Source organism: Pseudomonas sp. LAMO17WK12:I10 (assembly GCF_900215185.1).
GTDB lineage: Bacteria > Pseudomonadota > Gammaproteobacteria > Pseudomonadales > Pseudomonadaceae > Aquipseudomonas > Aquipseudomonas chlororaphis.
Genome location: NZ_OBDX01000012.1, coordinates 92,871 through 109,910 on the forward strand (window position 1 = coordinate 92,871; position 17,040 = coordinate 109,910).

Here is a 17,040-nt window from a genome sequence, read left to right on the forward strand (position 1 = left end):
CATGTTTGCGTGACGCAGTAAAAAGCCCCGGCTCTTGCGAGTCCGGGGTTTTTTTATTGAAGCGTCTTACAGCGTCGGGTAGTCGATATAGCCGACCGGGCCCTTGGCGTAGAACAGCTCGGGACGCGCGTCGTTGAGCGGTGCATCGGCCTTCAGGCGGGCCGGCAGGTCCGGGTTGGCGATGAAGGGCACACCGAAGGCCACGGCATCGGCCTTGCCGCTGGCCAGCCAGGCATTGGCGCTGTCCTTGGTGAAGCGTTCGTTGGCGATGTAAGGGCCGCCGAAGGCTTCTTTGAGTTGTGGGCCGAGGCTGTCGGCGCCTTCTTTCTCGCGGGAGCAGATAAAGGCGATACCGCGTTTGCCCAGCTCGCGAGCGACATAGGTGAAGGTTTCGGCCAGGTTGTCGTCGCCCATGTCATGGGAGTCGGCCCGTGGCGCCAGGTGTACGCCGACACGGCCGGCGCCCCAGACTTCGATGGCGGCGTCGGTCACTTCCAGCAGCAGGCGGGCGCGGTTTTCCAGGGAGCCGCCGTACTGGTCGGTGCGCTGGTTGGTGGAGCTTTGCAGGAACTGATCCAGCAGGTAGCCGTTGGCGCCGTGGATTTCCACGCCGTCGAAACCGGCAGCCTTGGCGTTCTCGGCGCCAACGCGGTAGGCGTCGACGATGTCGGCGATTTCAGCGGTTTCCAGGGCGCGCGGGGTCGGGTAGTCGGCCAGCGGACGCACCAGGCTGACATGGCCCTTGGGCTGGATGGCGCTTGGCGCGACCGGCGCTTCGCCGTTGAGGTAGCTCGGGTGTGAAACCCGGCCCACGTGCCACAGCTGCAGGAAGATCTTGCCGCCCGCGCCGTGAACGGCCTTGGTCACGTTGCTCCAGCCGCGCACCTGGTCGTTGGACCAGATGCCCGGGGTGTCCGGGTAGCCGACGCCCATCGGGGTCACCGAGGTGGCCTCGCTGAGGATCAGGCCGGCGGAGGCGCGTTGTACGTAGTACTCGGCCATCAGCGCGTTCGGCACGCGGCCCTCGTCGGCTCGGCAGCGGGTCAGCGGCGCCATGATGATGCGGTTGGCCAGCTCGAGGTCGCCGAGTTTGATCGGATCGAAAATAGTCGTCATGAAATACACCCTTCTTTAGATGAACGTATCAGTTGGTGGCAGGAGCCAGATCGGCGTTGCCGCCCTGGCGAAAGGTAATCAGCGTCACCAGCAGGGCCAGGACCGCCAGCGCGGCGGCCGCCAGCGGCACGTTGACCAGGCCGTAGCCGTGGGCAATGACGCTGCCGCCGACCCAGGCGCCCAGGGCGTTGCCGATGTTGAAGGCGCCGATGTTCAGCGTGGACACCAGGTTCGGCGCGGCCTTGCCGAAGGTCACCACGTTGACCTGCAGGGCGGGCACCGCGGCGAAGCAGGCGGTGGCCCAGAGGAACAGGGTGACTTCGGTGGGGATCAGCGCGACGCTGGTCCAGGTCAGCACGGAGCTGGTCACGGCCATGGCGATCAGCACGCCGACCAGGGTGCCCGACAGGCTCTTGTCGGCCATCTTGCCGCCGATGATGTTGCCCAGGGTCAGGCCCAGGCCGATCAGCACCAGGGTCCAGGTCACGCCCTGGGGCGAGACGCCGGTCACCTCGCCCAGCAGCGGGGCGACATAGGTGAACAGGGTGAACACCGAAGCGGAGAACAGCGCGGTCATGCTCAGCGACAGCCAGATCCCGGCGCCCTTGAGGGCGATCAGTTCCGAACGCATGTCGAGCTTCTCTTCGTCGCGCTTGGCGGGCAGGAAGCGGATCAGGCCGATCAGGGCAATCACGCCGATCACGGTCACCGCCCAGAAGGTCGAACGCCAGCCGGCCTGCTGGCCCAGGGCGGTGCCCAGCGGTACGCCGAGCACGTTGGCCAGGGTCAGGCCGGTGAACATCAGGGCCACGGCGGAAGCACGCTTGTTGGCGGGCACCAGGCCTGCCGCGACCACCGAACCGATACCAAAGAAGGCGCCATGGCACAGGGCGGTGACCACACGGGCGAACATCAGCACGTCATAGTCACTGGCCAGCGCACACAGCAGGTTGCCGACGATGAAAATCCCCATCAACGCCACCAGGGCGGCCTTGCGCGGCAGCCTGGCGGTGGCCAGGGCCATGAACGGCGCGCCGATCGCCACGCCCAGGGCGTAGCCGGTCACCAGCCAGCCGGCGCCGGGGATCGACACACCCAGGTCGTTCGCCACATCGGGCAGCAGGCCCATGATGACGAACTCGGTGGTGCCGATGGCGAAGGCGCTCAAGGCCAGGATGAGGAGCGAGAGGGGCATTGTCGGGTCCTTGTCAGTCTTTGATGCGAAGTTCTGCGGTCAGCTTCTCGAGGAAGGCCTGGATCACATCTTCGTTGCGTTTGAAAAAGTGCCATTGGCCGGCTTTCTGGCTGCTGATCAGGCCAGCCCGTTGCAAGGTCGCCAGGTGCGCGGAGACGGTCGACTGCGACAGGCCGCAGCGTTGGTCGATCTGTCCGGCGCAGATGCCGTACTCGTGGTTGTGGGTCTGATCGGGGAACTGGACCTTCGGGTCCTTGAGCCAGATAAGGATGTCTCGTCGTACTGGGTGCGCCAGGGCTTTTATTATTTCGTCGAGGTCGATGGACATGGCGGTGCTCGGTTTCCGTAAAACGTTATATCGCGATGAGGCGAACTTTAAATCGCTATTTCGCGATATACCAATATGATTTTGATCTGAGATCAGCGTTAATCGGTATATCGGGTTATAACGATATGTGAGGCGCGGTGCTAAGCTGCGCGAATGAATTATCTCGCACATCTGCATCTCGGCGGCCAGCGCCCCGGTCAATTACTCGGCAGTTTGTATGGCGACTTCGTCAAAGGGCGCCTGCAGGGCCAGTTCGACCCGGAAATCGAGGCGGCGATCCAGCTGCATCGCAGCATCGACATCTTTACCGACCGCCATCCGTTGGTGGGCGAGTCGCTGTCGCGTTTTTCCCTGACCCGCCGGCGTTATGCCGGCATCGTCCTGGACGTGTTTTTCGACCACTGCCTGGCCCGGGACTGGGCGCTCTATGCCGACCGGCCGTTGGAGCTGTTCACTTCGGACGTATATCGGGTGCTGGCGGCCGAACCCCGGTTGCCCGGGCGCCTGGCGCAGATCGCGCCGCATATGGCCGCCCATGACTGGCTGGGTTCCTACCGCGAGTTCGAGGTGCTGGAGCAGGTGTTGCGGGGGATTGCCCGGCGCCTGTCACGCCCGGAAGAACTGGCGGCGGCGATGGGCGAGCTGGAGCGGCTGTATCAGCCGTTGAGCGAGGATTTCCGGGTGTTCTACCCGCAGTTGCAGGTGTTCGCCGCGCAACATATGCAGCCGCGGTAGGAGCCGGCACGCCGGCTCCTCCAGGCTCAGGCGGCGATCAGGTCGCCGGCACGCCGTGGCTCGGCTGGCTGGACGATGTCGCCAAACAGAACCTTCTGCACCGCCTGTTGCGCCTGGAACGCCAGCGCGGCGCGCTCCTGGCCCTGGCAGGCAATCGGCTGCAGCAGATGGATTTCCACCCGGCCCTGATCGTTGGCGAACAAACGCATCAGGTGCGACAGCAAGTCGTCGTCGCCGATGAACGGCGCCAGCGGATCGATATCACCATCGCGCAGGTAACGAATGGCCACCGGCTGCAACGCCACGTCGGCGTCGATGGCGCTGGCCAGCAGGCGACCGTGGAAGGTGCGCAGGCTGCGGCCGTCGGTGGTGGTGCCTTCGGGGAACATCAGCAATGGGTGGGTCTGCTGCAGATGGCGGGTCATCTGCTTGCGGATCAACTGGCTGTCGCCCGAACCGCGGCGGATAAACAGGCTGCCCGCCTTGGCGGCCAGCCAGCCGGCAACCGGCCAGGTGCGCACTTCGGCCTTGGACAGGAACGACAGCGGCGTCAGCGCGCCGAGCAGCGGGATATCGGTCCAGGACACGTGATTGCTGACCCACAGCATCGGCTGCTTCGGCACCTCGCCGTGCACCGTCACGCCGAAGGGCAGGGCATTGCTCAGGCGCGCCATGAAAAAGCGCGACCAGCGCTGGCGCCGGACCATGGAATGGGCGACGCCCAGGCGCTCGAACACGCCGAACACGCAGGCCATGCTCAGGCCCAGCGCCACCACCAGCAGCACCCGGGCGATGCGCCCGTAGACCCGTAGCCGGCGCATCACACGGCCGCCTTGAAGTGACGGGCGTAGCGCGGGCACAACTCATCGCGCTTGAGCAGGATGAACACGTCGGCCACCTGGAAGTCCTGGTCCCAGCACGGCTCGCCGCAGATCTTCGCGCCCAGGCGCATGTAGGCCTTGAGCAGCGGCGGCATCTCGGCGATGACGTTGGACGGGATATCGAGGTTCGGCAGCGGGTTCTTCGGTTCGGCGCGCAGGTGCTCGGTGCACAGGTAGCGTTCGCGCAGGCGCTGCATGATCGCGTGGGCCTGCACGCCGCCGTCCTGCATCGGGATGCTGGCGCAGCCCATCAGGTAGCTGTAGCCGCCCTGGTTGAGCACTTCGGCCAGCTCGCCCCAGAGCACGGCGATGGTGCCGCCGTTGCGGTAGGCCGGGTCGACGCAGGTGCGGCCGATCTCGAGGATCGGGCCCTTGAGCTGGACCAGGCCGTGCAGGCTGAATTCTTCTTCGCTGTAGAAACGCCCCAGGCTGCTGGCGGCCTGGTGGTCGAGCAGGCGGGTGGTGGCGACCAGGCGGCCGCTGTTCAAGTCACGCACGCCGATGTGGCTGCAGTGGACATCATAGTCATCCATGTCCAGACCCAGCTCCGCGCCTTTCAGTTTGGCGTTGAATTCGCCGCTGAAGACGTTGAAGCGCAGGGCCTGGGCTTCTTGCAGGGCCGCGGCGCCCACCAGGCGCTCGGCTTGCAGGCGGCGTTCATTGCCGGTGTCGCTGATGCGGGCGATCTGAGTCATTGTGAATCTCCGTGCGGGCCACTGACCCGCCTTGGGTTGCAGCCGATCGACTTTGTTGTGCAAAGTCAGGCTATGTAGCCCCGGTGTCATCGCCATGAAGCTTTGGTGATGCTTATATGACAGCCCCTGAGGACCCGCTTATGCCCTGGCAAGCCCTGCTGCACAGCCGTCGCCGGCTGCCCGCCCACCCGGACCTGGCCGAAGGTTATGTCGCGTTGTTACAGGAACTGGGACCGGTGACGCCCTTCGAGCTGGCGGTGCGCGGCGGGCGGCTGATGGCCACCCCGGGGCTGGCCTTCCTGGTGGGCTACCAGGCGGCCTTGCGCATGCTCTGGCCCAGCGCGCCGCTGAGCCTGGGCGCGCTGTGCGCCACCGAGCAGCGCAGCCTGCGCCCGGCTGACATGCAGACCCGCCTGCGGGACCTGCACCTGAACGGGCGCAAGGATTTCGTCACCGCCGGCGATGCCGCCGACTGGCTGCTGATCGCTGCCCGCTGCGAGGCGCAAGGCGAGTCGCCGCGCCTGAGCCTGGCGGTGGTCCATGCTGGCGAGCCCGGGGTCAAGGTCGATAAGCTGCCGGCGATCCCGCTGATGCCGGACATCAGCCACGGCCGCCTGCAACTGGATAACGCCCTGTGCGAACGGCTGGCGGGCGACGGTTGGGATGCCTACGTCAAACCCTTTCGCACCCTGGAAGACATCTATGTACTCAGCGCCATGACTGCCTGGCTGTATGGCGTCGGCCAGGACAACGACTGGCCGCAGACCCTGCTCCTGCAATTGCTGGCCTTGCTCGCCGGTTGCGCGGAAGTCAGCCGGCAGAACCCCTCGCTGGGCAGCGGGCATGTGTTGCTGGGTGGCCTGTTCGCCCAGTTCGACGGGCTCAAGCCGGCCCTCGAGCAGGCCTTTGCCGATGGCCCGCCGCAGTGGGCCGAATTGTGGAAGCGCGATCGGGCGGTGCTGGACCTGGCGGCGGGGGCGCGGAGCAAACGCCTGGCCAAGGCGCTGGCTCTATAAATAGAAGGGAGTCGCGGGAGCGCCGGCCGGACAAAAACTGTCATCTCCCTGGTCTACCCTCAGCGGGTTCCCTTGCCCGAGTTCCCGCCATGCTCAAAGGCTCGACCCTGCTGCTTGCGTTGCTGTTGATGCTCCCACCCGCCTGGGCCGAGAACTGGCCCGGCGCGCAATGGAGCAAGGGCCCCGCAGCCAGCGGCCCGGCCCTTGAGGCATTGGAGGCCTATGCCTTCGCGCCCCGCAACGAGGCGACCCGCCTGGGCATCCGCAGCGACGCCTTGCTGGTGATCCGCGATGGCCAGTTGATCTATGAGCGTTATGCCGGCCCGACCAACGCCGATACCCCGCACCTGACCTGGTCCATCAGCAAAAGCCTGTTGGCCGCGGTGCTGGGCGTGGCCTATGGCGAAGGGCGTTTCCAGTTGCAGGACAAGGCCGCACGCTTCCTGCCGGCGCTGCGCCAGCACCCGGATATCCGCATGGCCGACCTGCTGCACTGGGCCTCGGGCCTGGACTGGCAGGAGGATTACGAGTACGCGCCCCTCAAGTCCTCGGTGGTGGCCATGCTCTACACCCGCGGCCACGGCGATATGGCGAGCTTTACCGCCGAGCACCCGGCCTTCAGCCCGCCGGGGCAGGTGTTTCGTTATTCCAGCGGTGACAGCAACCTGCTGTCGGCGGCCCTGAAAGGCATGCTGGGCGCCCAGCGTTATGCCGATTACCCGTGGCAGGCGCTGTTCGAGCCCCTGGGCATTACCCACGCCGTGTGGGAAAGCGACGCCACCGGCACCTTCGTCGGTTCCTCCTATGCCTACCTCACGGCCCGCGATCTGGCGCGGGTCGGCCTGTTGATGCTGCGCGACGGGCGCTGGGGCGAGCGCCAGTTGCTGCCCAGGGACTGGGTCGAATTCAGTCGCACGCCGTTCGCCGGTTATCAGGCCAATCAGGACGAGCTGGTGCCCGGCGGCCATTGGTGGCTCAACCGCGCCGTTGGCGGAGCCCCGTCGCCCTGGCCGGACGCGCCGGCCGATACCTTCGCGGCACTGGGCCATTGGGGGCAGGCGTTGTACGTGATTCCCAGCGCCGGGCTGGTGATCGTGCGTTATGCCGACGACCGCGACGGCAGCTATAGCCACAACGCATTGCTCAAGCTGGCCCTGGCGGCCTTCGCCCGGCAGGTGCAGCCATGAGCCGGCGTCCGTGGTTCGTGCGCCATCCCTTTGCCAGCCTGCTGTTGCTGGCGCTGTTGGCCTTGCTCGGCTGGGGCTGGAGCGAGCGGGTCGCCCTGCGGGCCTTCCCGGACATCCTCAGCGCCTACAGCGCCAAGGAGTACTGCTCCTGCCGCTACGTGATGCACAACGCCGCCGAGTACTGCGAAGGTTATGTGCAGCAGTACCTGCCACTGAAAAGCCTGCAGGACGATGCCGAGCACAAGCGGGTCAGCGCCAGCGGCCTGGGACGCAGCCATAGCGCTGTCTGGCTGGGCGAACGCCAGGGCTGTCGACTGGAGCCCTGAACGGCGCCGCGTAAAGATCGGTAACCCTTTCCCGGGGCTGCCAGCCCCCATGCTGATTGGCTCCCCGCACAAGGTTCCACCCTGTGGAACCACATTTGATTGTCGCGGGCGACGGCTCGCGGTTATCTGAGGGCACGCCGCGATCACGCCTTGCCGCACCGTGAGACGCTCCGAAAAAAAGAACGGGATTACACCCGGCCCGAGGAGATACGTCATGACCCGTTTCCCGCATATCTTTGCCTGGCTCGACGACGTCGCCAGCGACCTGCGCGCCGTGCGCCAGGACATCCACGCCCACCCCGAACTCGGTTTCGAGGAGAACCGCACCGCGGCGCTGGTCGCCCGCTCCCTGGAGGAGTGGGGCTACCAAGTGCATAGCGGCATCGGCAAGACCGGCGTGGTCGCTGTGCTGCGCAACGGCAGCAGCCCGCGCCGGCTTGGCCTGCGCGCCGATATGGACGCCTTGCCGATCATCGAGAACAGCGGCGTGGCCTACAGCAGCCGCCACAGCGGATGCATGCATGCCTGCGGGCATGACGGCCACACCGCCATGCTCCTTGGCGCGGCGCGCTACCTGGCGGCCACGCGCCAGTTCGACGGCACCCTGACCCTGATTTTCCAGCCGGCCGAAGAAGGCCAGGGCGGCGCCGAAGCGATGCTCGCCGACGGCCTGCTGGAGCGTTTCCCCTGCGACGCGTTGTTCGGCATGCACAACATGCCGGGGCTGCCGGCCGGCCACCTGGGTTTTCGTCAAGGGCCGATGATGGCCTCCCAGGACCTGCTCACCGTGACCCTCGAAGGCGTGGGCGGGCACGGTTCGATGCCGCACCTGACGGTCGATCCGCTGGTGGCCGCGGCCAGTGTGGTGATGGCCTTGCAAACCGTGGTGGCGCGCAACATCGATGCCCAGGAGGCGGCGGTGGTGACGGTCGGTGCGCTGCAGGCCGGCGAGGCGGCCAACGTCATTCCACAACAGGCGCTGCTGCGCCTGAGCCTGCGGGCGCTGAACGCGCCAGTGCGCGAGCAGATGCTCGAACGGGTCAAGGCGATCATCCACACCCAGGCCCAGAGCTTCGGCTGCTCGGCCAGCATCGAACACCGCCCGGCCTATCCGGTGCTGGTCAACAGCCCGGAGCAGACCGAATTCGCCCGTCAGGTCGGGGTGGCGCTGCTGGGCGAGCAGGCGGTCGACGGCAACACGCGCAAGCTGATGGGCAGTGAAGACTTTGCCTGGATGCTGCAGCGCTGCCCCGGCAGCTACCTGTTCATCGGCAACGGCCTGTCCCGGCCGATGGTTCACAACCCCGGCTACGACTTCAACGACGACATCCTGCTGACCGGCGCCGCCTATTGGGCCGCGCTGGCCGAGAGCTGGCTCGAGCCGGCCTGAGTTTTCCCTTTCTTCTGCCGCTGAATCGGGCGCCGTGGCGCCCGGCACTTCCCATAAGGGGCCGACTCGTTACCCGAGAGGCCCGACAAGAATAGAAGGACAGCGCTCATGCACACCTCGAAATCCAGTGTTTCGCGTACCCGGCAAGTGGTCGCCGCGGTGATCGGCAACGCCCTGGAGTGGTACGACTTCATCGTCTACGGCTTTCTGGCCAGCATCATCGCCCGGCAGTTTTTTCCCTCCGACGACGAGTACGCCTCGTTGCTGATGGCCCTGGCCACCTTTGGCGTGGGCTTTTTCATGCGCCCGGTGGGCGGCATCCTGCTGGGCATGTATTCCGACCGCAAAGGCCGCAAGGCGGCCATGCAACTGATCATCCGCTTGATGACGGTCTCCATCGCCCTGATCGCCTTTGCCCCCAACTACGCGGCCATCGGCATGGGCGCGCCGCTAATGATCGTGGTCGCGCGCATGCTGCAGGGCTTCGCCACCGGCGGCGAATACGCCAGCGCCACGGCCTTCCTGGTGGAAAGCGCGCCGGCGCACCGCAAGGGCCTGTACGGTTCCTGGCAATTGGTCGGGCAATGCCTGGCGGTGTTCTCCGGGGCGGCGATGGTGGCGTTGGTCACTCATCTGTTCTCGCCCGAGGACCTCGATCTGTGGGGCTGGCGCCTGCCGTTCGTCATCGGCTTGCTGATCGGCCCGGTGGGCCTGTGGATCCGCAAGTACATGGAAGAGCCGGAAGCCTTCGTCGAGGCCCGCAGGCAGGTGCGCGGCAACGGCCCGGGCCTAATGCAGGTGCTGCGCGAGCACCGGCGCAGCATCCTGGTGTCCATGGGCCTGGCCTGCGGGGCGACGGTGTCGTTCTACGTGGTGCTGGTGAACATGCCGACCTTCGCCCACAAGAACCTCGGCTTGCCGCTGGACCAGGTGTTGCTGGTGCAGATGTTCGCGGTGGCGCTGATGACGGTGGTGATTCCATTGTCCGGCGCCCTGTCAGACCGGCTGGGGCGGCGCCCGGTGTTGCTGGCCTTCACCCTGGCGTTTTTCGTCATGGTGTACCCGCTGTACGTCTGGGTCGCCGCGGCGCCCTCGATCGAGCGCCTGCTGGTGATGCAGGTGCTGCTGTGCAGCGCCATCGGCGGTTTCTTTGGCCCGGCGCCGACGGCGCTGGCCGAACAGTTCCCGGTGCAGGTGCGTTCCACCGGGGTGTCGGTGGCCTACAACGTGGCGGTCATGGTCTTCGGTGGTTTTGCCCCGCTGATCGTGACCTGGCTCAGCAAGGTGCTGGGCACCCCGGTGGCCCCGGCGTTTTATGTCTTGTTTGCCTGCGTGTTGACGCTGCTGGGCACTTATTGCCTGCATGAGGCACCCAAAGAGAAGAAACCGAGCACACTGAACTTCGGGGTGAAGCCTTGATGGATATCGCAATACAAGACCTTGGACCTATTGTCGAGCTGGGCGCCGTCGAGCTGTCCCGGGCGATCCACGCCCGCAGGTTTTCCTGCCGCGAAGTGATGTCGGCCTACCTGGACCGGATCGAGCGCTGCAACCCCCGGGTCAATGCCCTGGTGTCCCTGCGTGAGCGCCAGGTACTGCTGGCCGAGGCCGAGGCGCGCGACCGCCAGCTGGACCGGGGCCAGCCCCTGGGCTGGATGCACGGCATGCCCCAGGCGATCAAGGACCTGGCGGCCACCGCCGGGCTGCGCACGACCCTGGGCTCGCCGCTGTTCGCCGAACAGATCCCGGCCCATGACGCCATCTGCGTGGAGCGGGTCCGGGCCAGCGGGGCAATCATCGTCGGCAAGAGCAACGTGCCGGAGTTCGGCCTGGGCTCGCAGACCTACAACAAGGTGTTCGGCACCACCGGCAATGCCTACGACCCGACGTTGAATGCCGGTGGCAGCAGTGGCGGGGCGGCGGTGGCCCTGGCGCTGCGCATGCTGCCGGTGGCCGATGGCAGCGACATGATGGGCTCGTTGCGCAACCCGGCGGCCTTCAACAATGTCTTCGGCCTGCGCCCGTCCCAGGGCCGGGTGCCTCATGGCCCGGCACCGGAGCTGTTCGTCCAGCAACTGGCCACCGAGGGCCCGATGGGCCGCAGCGTGGCCGATATCGCGCGTCTGCTGGCCACCCAGGCCGGGTACGACCCGCGGGTGCCCTTGTCGCTCAAGGACGACCCGGCGATCTTCAACGAGCCTTTGCCGCGGGACTTTCGCGGCACGCGTGTGGGCTGGCTGGGGGACTACGACGGCTATCTGGCCATGGACGATGGTGTGCTGGCGCTGTGCGAGTCGGCACTGGGGGATTTTCGCCAGCTGGGCTGCGAGGTCGAGGCCTGCCAGCCGGCGTTTTCCATGGCGGCGCTGTGGCAGTGCTGGCTGGTGCACCGGCATTGGCTGGTCCAGGGCAACCTGGGGCCGCTGTATGCCGACCCGCAGAAGCGTCAGTTGCTCAAACCCGAGGCGCAGTGGGAAGTCGAGGGCGGGCTGCGCCTCAGCGCGGCGGAGGTCTACCAGGCCTCGCAGATTCGCAGCGACTGGTACCGGGCCCTGGAGCGATTGTTCGAGCGTTACGATTTCCTGCTGTTGCCCAGCGCCCAAGTGTTCCCTTTCGATGCAGGGGTGCCTTGGCCGCGCCTTGTCGGAGGGCGGGAAATGGACACTTACCATCGCTGGATGGAAGTGGTGATCGGCCCGACCCTGGCCGGCCTGCCGAGCCTCAGCGTGCCGGTCGGCTTCAACCCGGCGGGCTTGCCCATGGGCATGCAGATCATCGGCCCGGCCCAGGCCGACCGGGCGGTGTTGCAGCTCGGTCATGCCCACGAACAACTGACGCAGTGGGTCAGGCGCCGGCCGCCGGGTCATCCGTTGTAACCCTCGAACCGGGGGGTACGGGTTTATCGGGCCCGCATCTTGCTGCGTAAAACGCTCATCCATCCGCTTATCAGGGAGGTCGGCATATGGCCAGCAAGGTAGAAACCGGCAGTGTGCGTTCGGTCGAACGGGCTTTGGCGATCGTCGAACTGCTGGGCCAGCACCAGGCCCTGGGCCTGGAGGAGCTGCACTACCTGACGGCGCTGCCCAAGGCCACGGTGTCGCGCATGCTCCTGACGTTGCAGGAGCAGGGCTGGATCTATCGCGGCCTGAGCGACCGGCGCTACCGGCTGTGCGCCAGGCGGCTGTTCGGCGACCAGCAGCAACGCTTCAAGCGGCAACTGGTGGAGCGCGCCGCGCCCTGGTTGCAGGCGCTGAGCGAGCGCACCGGGCTGGTGGTCGACCTGTCGTGTTTCGACGGCGAGCGCCTGGAGGTCATGGAAAGTTCGATCCCGGCGGTGCTGCGCAAGCGTTATCCGCATAACTGCCAGATCGTCGGCCACTATTCGAGCCTGTTCCATTCGGCGATGGGCAAGGCGTGCCTGGCCGAGCTGGATCACGAGCAGGTCCAGCGCCTGGCCGTCCGCGAGCGGGTGCCCCAGGAGGACCAGTACCGCGCCTGCGAGCAATCCCAGCATCAGGGTTTTGGCCAGCGCACCGAAGGTTATTGGGAGTACCCGGTGCGGCTGCCGTTCCTGATTCGCGCCGTGGCCTTGCCGATTCGTGACCAGGGCCGGCTGGTGGGCAGCATGGCCCTGCACTGGCCGATGGACCAGGCGCCGGTGGAGCGAGTGCTGAGTTTGCACCTGGACAGCCTCGCGGCGACTGTCCACGATGTCGAGCGCAGCCTGTAGCCGCTGCCGCAGGCTGCGATCGGCCGGCACGGCCGTGACATTCTCGCGGGCGCAGGAGGTCCTGCGGACCTTTCGCAGCCTGCGCCAGCGGCTAGGGAATTCACCGTTCGGGGCTGGTCGCTGTTTGCAAGCGCGCGCGGGCCGGTTAAGGTTCGGCTCAGATTTCTCGACCCCATGAGTCTTCCATGTTCAACGCTTCTTTCCCCAAAGCCCTGGGCGCTTTGCTGCTGGCCTGCGCGGCCTGGCCGGCCCAGGCTAACTGGTACCTGGACAACGAGTCCTCGCGCCTGTCGTTCGTCACCACCAAAAACGCCAATGTTTCCGAAGTCCAGCGCTTCCTGGTCCTGCACGGCAAGGTCGACGCCAAGGGCATGGCGCAGCTGGAAGTCGAGCTGGACTCGATCAACAGCGGGATTCCGCTGCGCGACGAGCGCATGCGCAAGGAGCTGTTCGAAATCGAGCGGCATCCGGATGCCCTGATCAACGCACAGATCAACCTGCGCCCGATCAACGACCTGGCGCCCGGCGCGCAGATCGAGCTGCGTTTGCCGGTCAATGTCACCCTGCACGGCAAACAGCATGAATACAGCGCCGAACTGCTGGCCACGCGCCTGGACGATCGGCGTTTCCAGGTGGTGACTCTGGAGCCGCTGGTGCTCAACGCCGCCGATTTCGACCTGGTGCCGGGGCTCGAAACCCTGCGCAAGGCGGCCGGCCTGTCGGCGATCAGCCTGTCGGTGCCGGTGGGTGCGGTGCTGATCTTCACGGCGCGCTGATATGGCGGGCGCGGTCTTTCCCTGGCGTGAAGGCAATCGTTTCGAGTTGCTGATCGACGGTCCGAGTTTTTTCCCGCGGATGCTGGTGGCGATCGCCCGTGCCCGTGAGCAGGTGGAACTGGAGCTGTACCTGGTGGAGGCGGGCGCCTGCGCCGAGGCCATGGTCCAGGCCCTGACCCAGGCCGCGGAGCGCGGGGTGCGGGTGCGTTGCCTGTTCGACGACTACGGCAGCCTGGCCTTCACCCTGGGCCTGCGCCAGCGCTTGACGGGCGCCGGCGTCGAACTGCGCTTCTACAATCGCCTGAGCTGGCGCCGCGGGGTGCGCAACCTGTATCGCGATCACCGCAAACTGTTGCTGGTGGATCAGGAGCTGGCGGTGGTCGGCGGCACCGGCGTGACCGATGAATTCTGGAACCCGCTGCAGGACAGCTGCGACTGGCATGAGGTCATGGTGGAAATCAGCGGCCCGCTGGTGCTCGACTGGCAGATGCTGTTCGACCGGCAGTGGATCGCCAACCGCTATCGCACGGCCTGGAAGCCGGCGTCGAACTTCGGTCTGCCACGCCTGCCGCGGGTGCCGGCCCAGGGCGAGGGCATGGGCCGGGTGGCCTATGCCGACGCCCGGCAACACCGGGACATTCTGCAATCGCTGGTGCGCGCGCTGAACAGCGGGCAACGGCGAATCTGGCTGGCGACCCCGTATTTCCTGCCGACCTGGAAGGTCCGCCGCTCCTTGCGCCGCGCCGCCGGGCGCGGAGTGGACGTGCGCCTGCTGCTGACCGGGCCGCGCACCGATCACCCGTCGGTGCGTTATGCCGGGCATCGTTATTACCCGCGCCTGCTGCGGGCCGGGGTGAAGATCTTCGAATACCAGCCGCGTTTCCTGCACCTGAAGATGGTGCTGATCGACGATTGGGTGAGCATCGGCTCGTGCAACTTCGATCACTGGAACCTGCGCTTCAACCTCGAGGCCAACCTCGAAGCCCTCGACATGCCGCTCACCGATGCGGTGCTTGCAAGCTTCCTCGCCGACTTCGACCAGAGCCAGGAAGTCAGCCTCGAAGCCTGGAAGAACCGCCCGCTGTGGCGGCGGGTCAAGCAGCGGATCTGGGGCTGGGTGGACCGGCTGGTGGTCAACCTGCTCGATCGCCGCGACTGAACTCGCCTTGGCCTGAGCAAGCTCGCTCCTACAAGAACGATAGGAGCGAGCCAGGGAGGGGTTACAGCAGTTCGAAGCTCTGTTGCTTGACGTCCCGGGAGTCCAGGCCGATCTCGACCTTGAACTCGCCCGGTTCCGCGGCGTACTTGAGCTGGGCGTTGTAGAACTTCAGGTCGTCTTCGCTGATGCTGAAGTGGATCACCTTCTGTTCGCCGGCCTTGAGCTGCACTTTCTGGAAGTTTTTCAGTTCCTTGATCGGGCGGATCACGGAGCCGGCGACGTCCTGGATATACAGCTGCACCACGGTTTCGCCGTCGCGCTTGCCGGTGTTTTTCAGGGTCACGCTGGCGTCGAGCTTGCCGCTCTTGTTCAACGTGGTCGACGACAGGGCCATGTCCGACAGGCTGAAGGTGGTGTAGCTCAGGCCATAACCGAACGGAAACAGGGGACCGGTGGTGTCGTCGAAATACTGCGAGGTGTAGTTGCCTGGCTTGCCCGGGGTGAACGGCCGGCCAATGGTCAGGTGGTTGTAGTAGGTCGGGATCTGCCCCACCGAACGCGGGAAGGTGATCGGCAGCTTGCCGGACGGGTTGTAGTCGCCGAACAGCACGTCGGCGATGGCGTTGCCGCCTTCGGTGCCGCTGAACCAGGTTTCCAGGATCGCGTCGGCCTGTTCGTTCTCGTCGAGCAGCGCCAGTGGCCGGCCGTTCATCAATACCAGCACCAGCGGCTTGCCGGTGGCCTTGAGGGCCTTGATCAGCTCGCGCTGGCTGGCCGGGATGTGCAGGTCGGTACGGCTCGAGGATTCGTGGGACATGCCCCGCGATTCGCCCACCGCCGCCACCACCACGTCAGCCTGCTGCGCGGCCTTTACCGCTTCGTCGATCAACTGCTGGGCCGGGCGCGGGTCGTCCACCACTTCCGGGGCATCGAAGTTGAGGAAGTTCAGGTAGTCGACCACCGCCTTGTCGGCGGTGATGTTCGAACCACGGGCGTAGATCAGCTGCGCCTGATCGCCCAGGGCGCGGCTCATGCCGTCGAACAGGGTGACCGATTGCGCCGGCACGCCGGCGGCGGCCCAACTGCCCATCATGTCGATCGGCGCCTTGGCCAGCGGGCCGACCAGGGCGATCTTGCCGGCCTTTTTCAGCGGCAGGGTTTCATTGGCGTTCTTCAGCAGCACCAGGCTGCGGCGCGCCACATCGCGGGCATCGCTGCGGTGCAGGCGGCTTTCGGCGTTGGTGTCGGCCGGGTCTTCTTCGGCCTTGCCGATGCGCAGGTAGGGGTTGGCGAACAGGCCCATGTCGTACTTGGCGGCCAGCACTTCGCGCACGGCGTTGTCCAGGTCGCGCTGGCTGACGTCGCCGGACTTGATCAGCCCCGGCAGTTCCTTGGCGTATAGCGAGTCGTTCATGCTCATGTCGATGCCGGCCTTGATCGCCAGCTTGGCGGCTTCGCGGCCGTCCTTGGCGACGCCATGGCGCATCAGCTCGACGATGGCGCCGTGGTCGCTCACCGCCAGGCCCTTGAAGCCCCACTCCTTGCGCAGCAGGTCGTTCATCAGCCAGGTGTTGGAGGTGGCCGGCACACCGTTGATCGAGTTCAACGCCACCATCACCCCGCCGGCACCGGCGTCGATCGCGGCGCGGTAGGGCGGCAGGTAGTCCTGGTACATCTTCACCGGGCTCATGTCGACGACGTTGTAGTCGCGACCGCCTTCCACCGCGCCGTACAGGGCGAAGTGCTTGACGCTGGCCATGATGCTGTCAGCGTTCTTCGGGCTGTCGCCCTGGTAGGCCTTGACCATGACCTTGGCGATGCGCGAGACCAGGTAGGTGTCTTCGCCGAAGCCTTCGGAGGTGCGGCCCCAGCGTGGGTCGCGGGAGATGTCGACCATCGGCGCGAAGGTGATGTCCAGGCTGTCGGCGCTGGCTTCCCGGGCGGCGATGCGCCCTGAGCGGCCGATGGCGTCCATGTCCCAGCTCGACGCCAGGGCCAGGGGGATCGGGAAGATCGTGCGGTGGCCGTGGATCACGTCATAGGCGAAGAACATCGGGATCTTCAGCCGGCTGCGCATGGCCGCGTCCTGCATCGGCCGGTTTTCCGGGCGGGAGATGGAGTTGAAGGTGCCGCCGATGCGCCCGGCGGCGATTTCCTTGCGGATCAGCTCGCGGGGCATTTCCGGACCGATGCTGATCAGGCGCAACTGGCCGATCTTTTCATCCAGGGTCATCTGCTTGAGCAGGTTGTCGATGAAAGCGTCCTTGTTCTGCAGGACCGCGTCCGAAAAGGGTTTTTCCTGGGCCGATACCGGCGTGGTGGCGGCGAGGGCAGGGTGACTGGCCAGGCTGATCAGCAAACCCAGCAAACACAGCTTCTTCATGAATATTGTTCTCTAGGGCCTAAAACAGACGCGATCAGTACGCGTCGAGCGGCCGAAAATTGGGAGAGCGGCTAATAAAGGAACGACTATTGTTGTTCGGATAAATGCAGCACACTTCTGAAC

15 protein-coding genes and 1 pseudogene are annotated in these 17,040 nt (G+C 66.0%); 10 read left to right on the forward strand and 6 right to left on the reverse strand.

All coding sequences use genetic code 11. The features are described from left to right. Positions 1–66: 66 nt before the first annotated feature. Genes CRO75_RS15015 through CRO75_RS15025 form a run of 3 tightly spaced genes read right to left on the reverse strand, consistent with a single transcriptional unit; the run spans position 67 to position 2,639 of the window. Positions 67–1,116, reverse strand: a complete 1,050-nt coding sequence (locus CRO75_RS15015) for an alkene reductase (RefSeq protein WP_009042512.1) — start codon at positions 1,114–1,116, stop codon at positions 67–69. Between the two features lie 28 nt (positions 1,117–1,144). Continuing rightward, positions 1,145–2,311, reverse strand: coding sequence for an MFS transporter (locus CRO75_RS15020; RefSeq protein WP_085530022.1), 1,167 nt, complete (start codon positions 2,309–2,311; stop codon positions 1,145–1,147). Between the two features lie 13 nt (positions 2,312–2,324). Then, complete coding sequence (locus CRO75_RS15025) at positions 2,325–2,639, reverse strand: helix-turn-helix transcriptional regulator (RefSeq protein WP_007926562.1); 315 nt, start codon at positions 2,637–2,639, stop codon at positions 2,325–2,327. A 153-nt stretch (positions 2,640–2,792) separates the two neighbouring features. Between CRO75_RS15025 and CRO75_RS15030 the strand changes: the two genes are divergently transcribed. Continuing rightward, the gene (locus CRO75_RS15030) at positions 2,793–3,374 is read left to right on the forward strand and encodes an ACP phosphodiesterase (protein WP_097136487.1); all 582 of its coding nucleotides are present in this window, start codon (positions 2,793–2,795) and stop codon (positions 3,372–3,374) included. A 26-nt stretch (positions 3,375–3,400) separates the two neighbouring features. Here the strand turns inward: CRO75_RS15030 and CRO75_RS15035 are convergent, their stop codons facing one another. Together CRO75_RS15035 and olsB are read right to left on the reverse strand one after the other, a co-directional pair. Further along, positions 3,401–4,195, reverse strand: a complete 795-nt coding sequence (locus CRO75_RS15035; RefSeq protein ID WP_097136489.1) for a lysophospholipid acyltransferase family protein — start codon at positions 4,193–4,195, stop codon at positions 3,401–3,403. Next, positions 4,195–4,950 (reverse strand): L-ornithine N(alpha)-acyltransferase, encoded by a 756-nt coding sequence (olsB, locus tag CRO75_RS15040; RefSeq protein ID WP_007926556.1) that lies wholly within the window; start codon positions 4,948–4,950, stop codon positions 4,195–4,197. Before olsB ends, CRO75_RS15035 begins: the two co-directional genes overlap by 1 nt. A 140-nt stretch (positions 4,951–5,090) precedes the next feature. On the opposite strand from olsB, the gene CRO75_RS15045 reads away from it, so the two are divergent. The 9 genes and pseudogenes from CRO75_RS15045 (at position 5,091) to CRO75_RS15085 (ending at position 14,534) form a co-directional block, all read left to right on the forward strand. Continuing rightward, on the forward strand, positions 5,091–5,966 hold the full coding sequence (locus CRO75_RS15045; RefSeq protein ID WP_097136491.1) for an acyl-CoA dehydrogenase family protein: 876 nt from the start codon (positions 5,091–5,093) through the stop codon (positions 5,964–5,966). An 89-nt stretch (positions 5,967–6,055) separates the two neighbouring features. Then, a complete protein-coding gene (locus tag CRO75_RS15050) occupies positions 6,056–7,153 on the forward strand; it encodes a serine hydrolase (RefSeq protein WP_097136493.1) in 1,098 nt (365 codons plus the stop codon). Beyond that, positions 7,150–7,479: an amidase gene (locus CRO75_RS15055; protein ID WP_097136495.1), complete on the forward strand. Its 330-nt coding sequence runs from the start codon at positions 7,150–7,152 to the stop codon at positions 7,477–7,479. The genes CRO75_RS15050 and CRO75_RS15055 overlap by 4 nt, the downstream gene beginning before the upstream one ends. Before the next feature lie 214 nt (positions 7,480–7,693). Then, a pseudogene (locus CRO75_RS15060) lies at positions 7,694–8,903 on the forward strand (M20 aminoacylase family protein); the annotation flags it as partial. A gap of 74 nt (positions 8,904–8,977) precedes the next feature. Further along, positions 8,978–10,288 carry a citrate-proton symporter gene (locus tag CRO75_RS15065; RefSeq protein ID WP_092160507.1) on the forward strand — a complete coding sequence of 437 codons (1,311 nt, stop codon included), beginning with the start codon at positions 8,978–8,980 and terminating at the stop codon, positions 10,286–10,288. Next, entirely contained in the window at positions 10,288–11,745 is a 1,458-nt protein-coding gene (locus CRO75_RS15070; RefSeq protein WP_097136498.1) for an amidase, read from the forward strand. Before CRO75_RS15065 ends, CRO75_RS15070 begins: the two co-directional genes overlap by 1 nt. 86 nt (positions 11,746–11,831) lie before the next feature. After that, positions 11,832–12,599 (forward strand): IclR family transcriptional regulator, encoded by a 768-nt coding sequence (locus CRO75_RS15075; RefSeq protein WP_007927441.1) that lies wholly within the window; start codon positions 11,832–11,834, stop codon positions 12,597–12,599. Positions 12,600–12,784: 185 nt separating this feature from the next. After that, complete coding sequence (locus CRO75_RS15080) at positions 12,785–13,375, forward strand: YceI family protein (protein ID WP_009042522.1); 591 nt, start codon at positions 12,785–12,787, stop codon at positions 13,373–13,375. 1 nt (position 13,376) lies between these two features. After that, positions 13,377–14,534 carry a phosphatidylserine/phosphatidylglycerophosphate/cardiolipin synthase family protein gene (locus CRO75_RS15085; protein ID WP_097136500.1) on the forward strand — a complete coding sequence of 386 codons (1,158 nt, stop codon included), beginning with the start codon at positions 13,377–13,379 and terminating at the stop codon, positions 14,532–14,534. Between the two features lie 61 nt (positions 14,535–14,595). Here CRO75_RS15085 and bglX read toward each other — a convergent pair whose 3' ends face one another. Continuing rightward, the gene (gene bglX, locus CRO75_RS15090; RefSeq protein ID WP_097136502.1) at positions 14,596–16,917 is read right to left on the reverse strand and encodes a beta-glucosidase BglX; all 2,322 of its coding nucleotides are present in this window, start codon (positions 16,915–16,917) and stop codon (positions 14,596–14,598) included. Between the last annotated feature and the right edge of the window lie 123 nt (positions 16,918–17,040).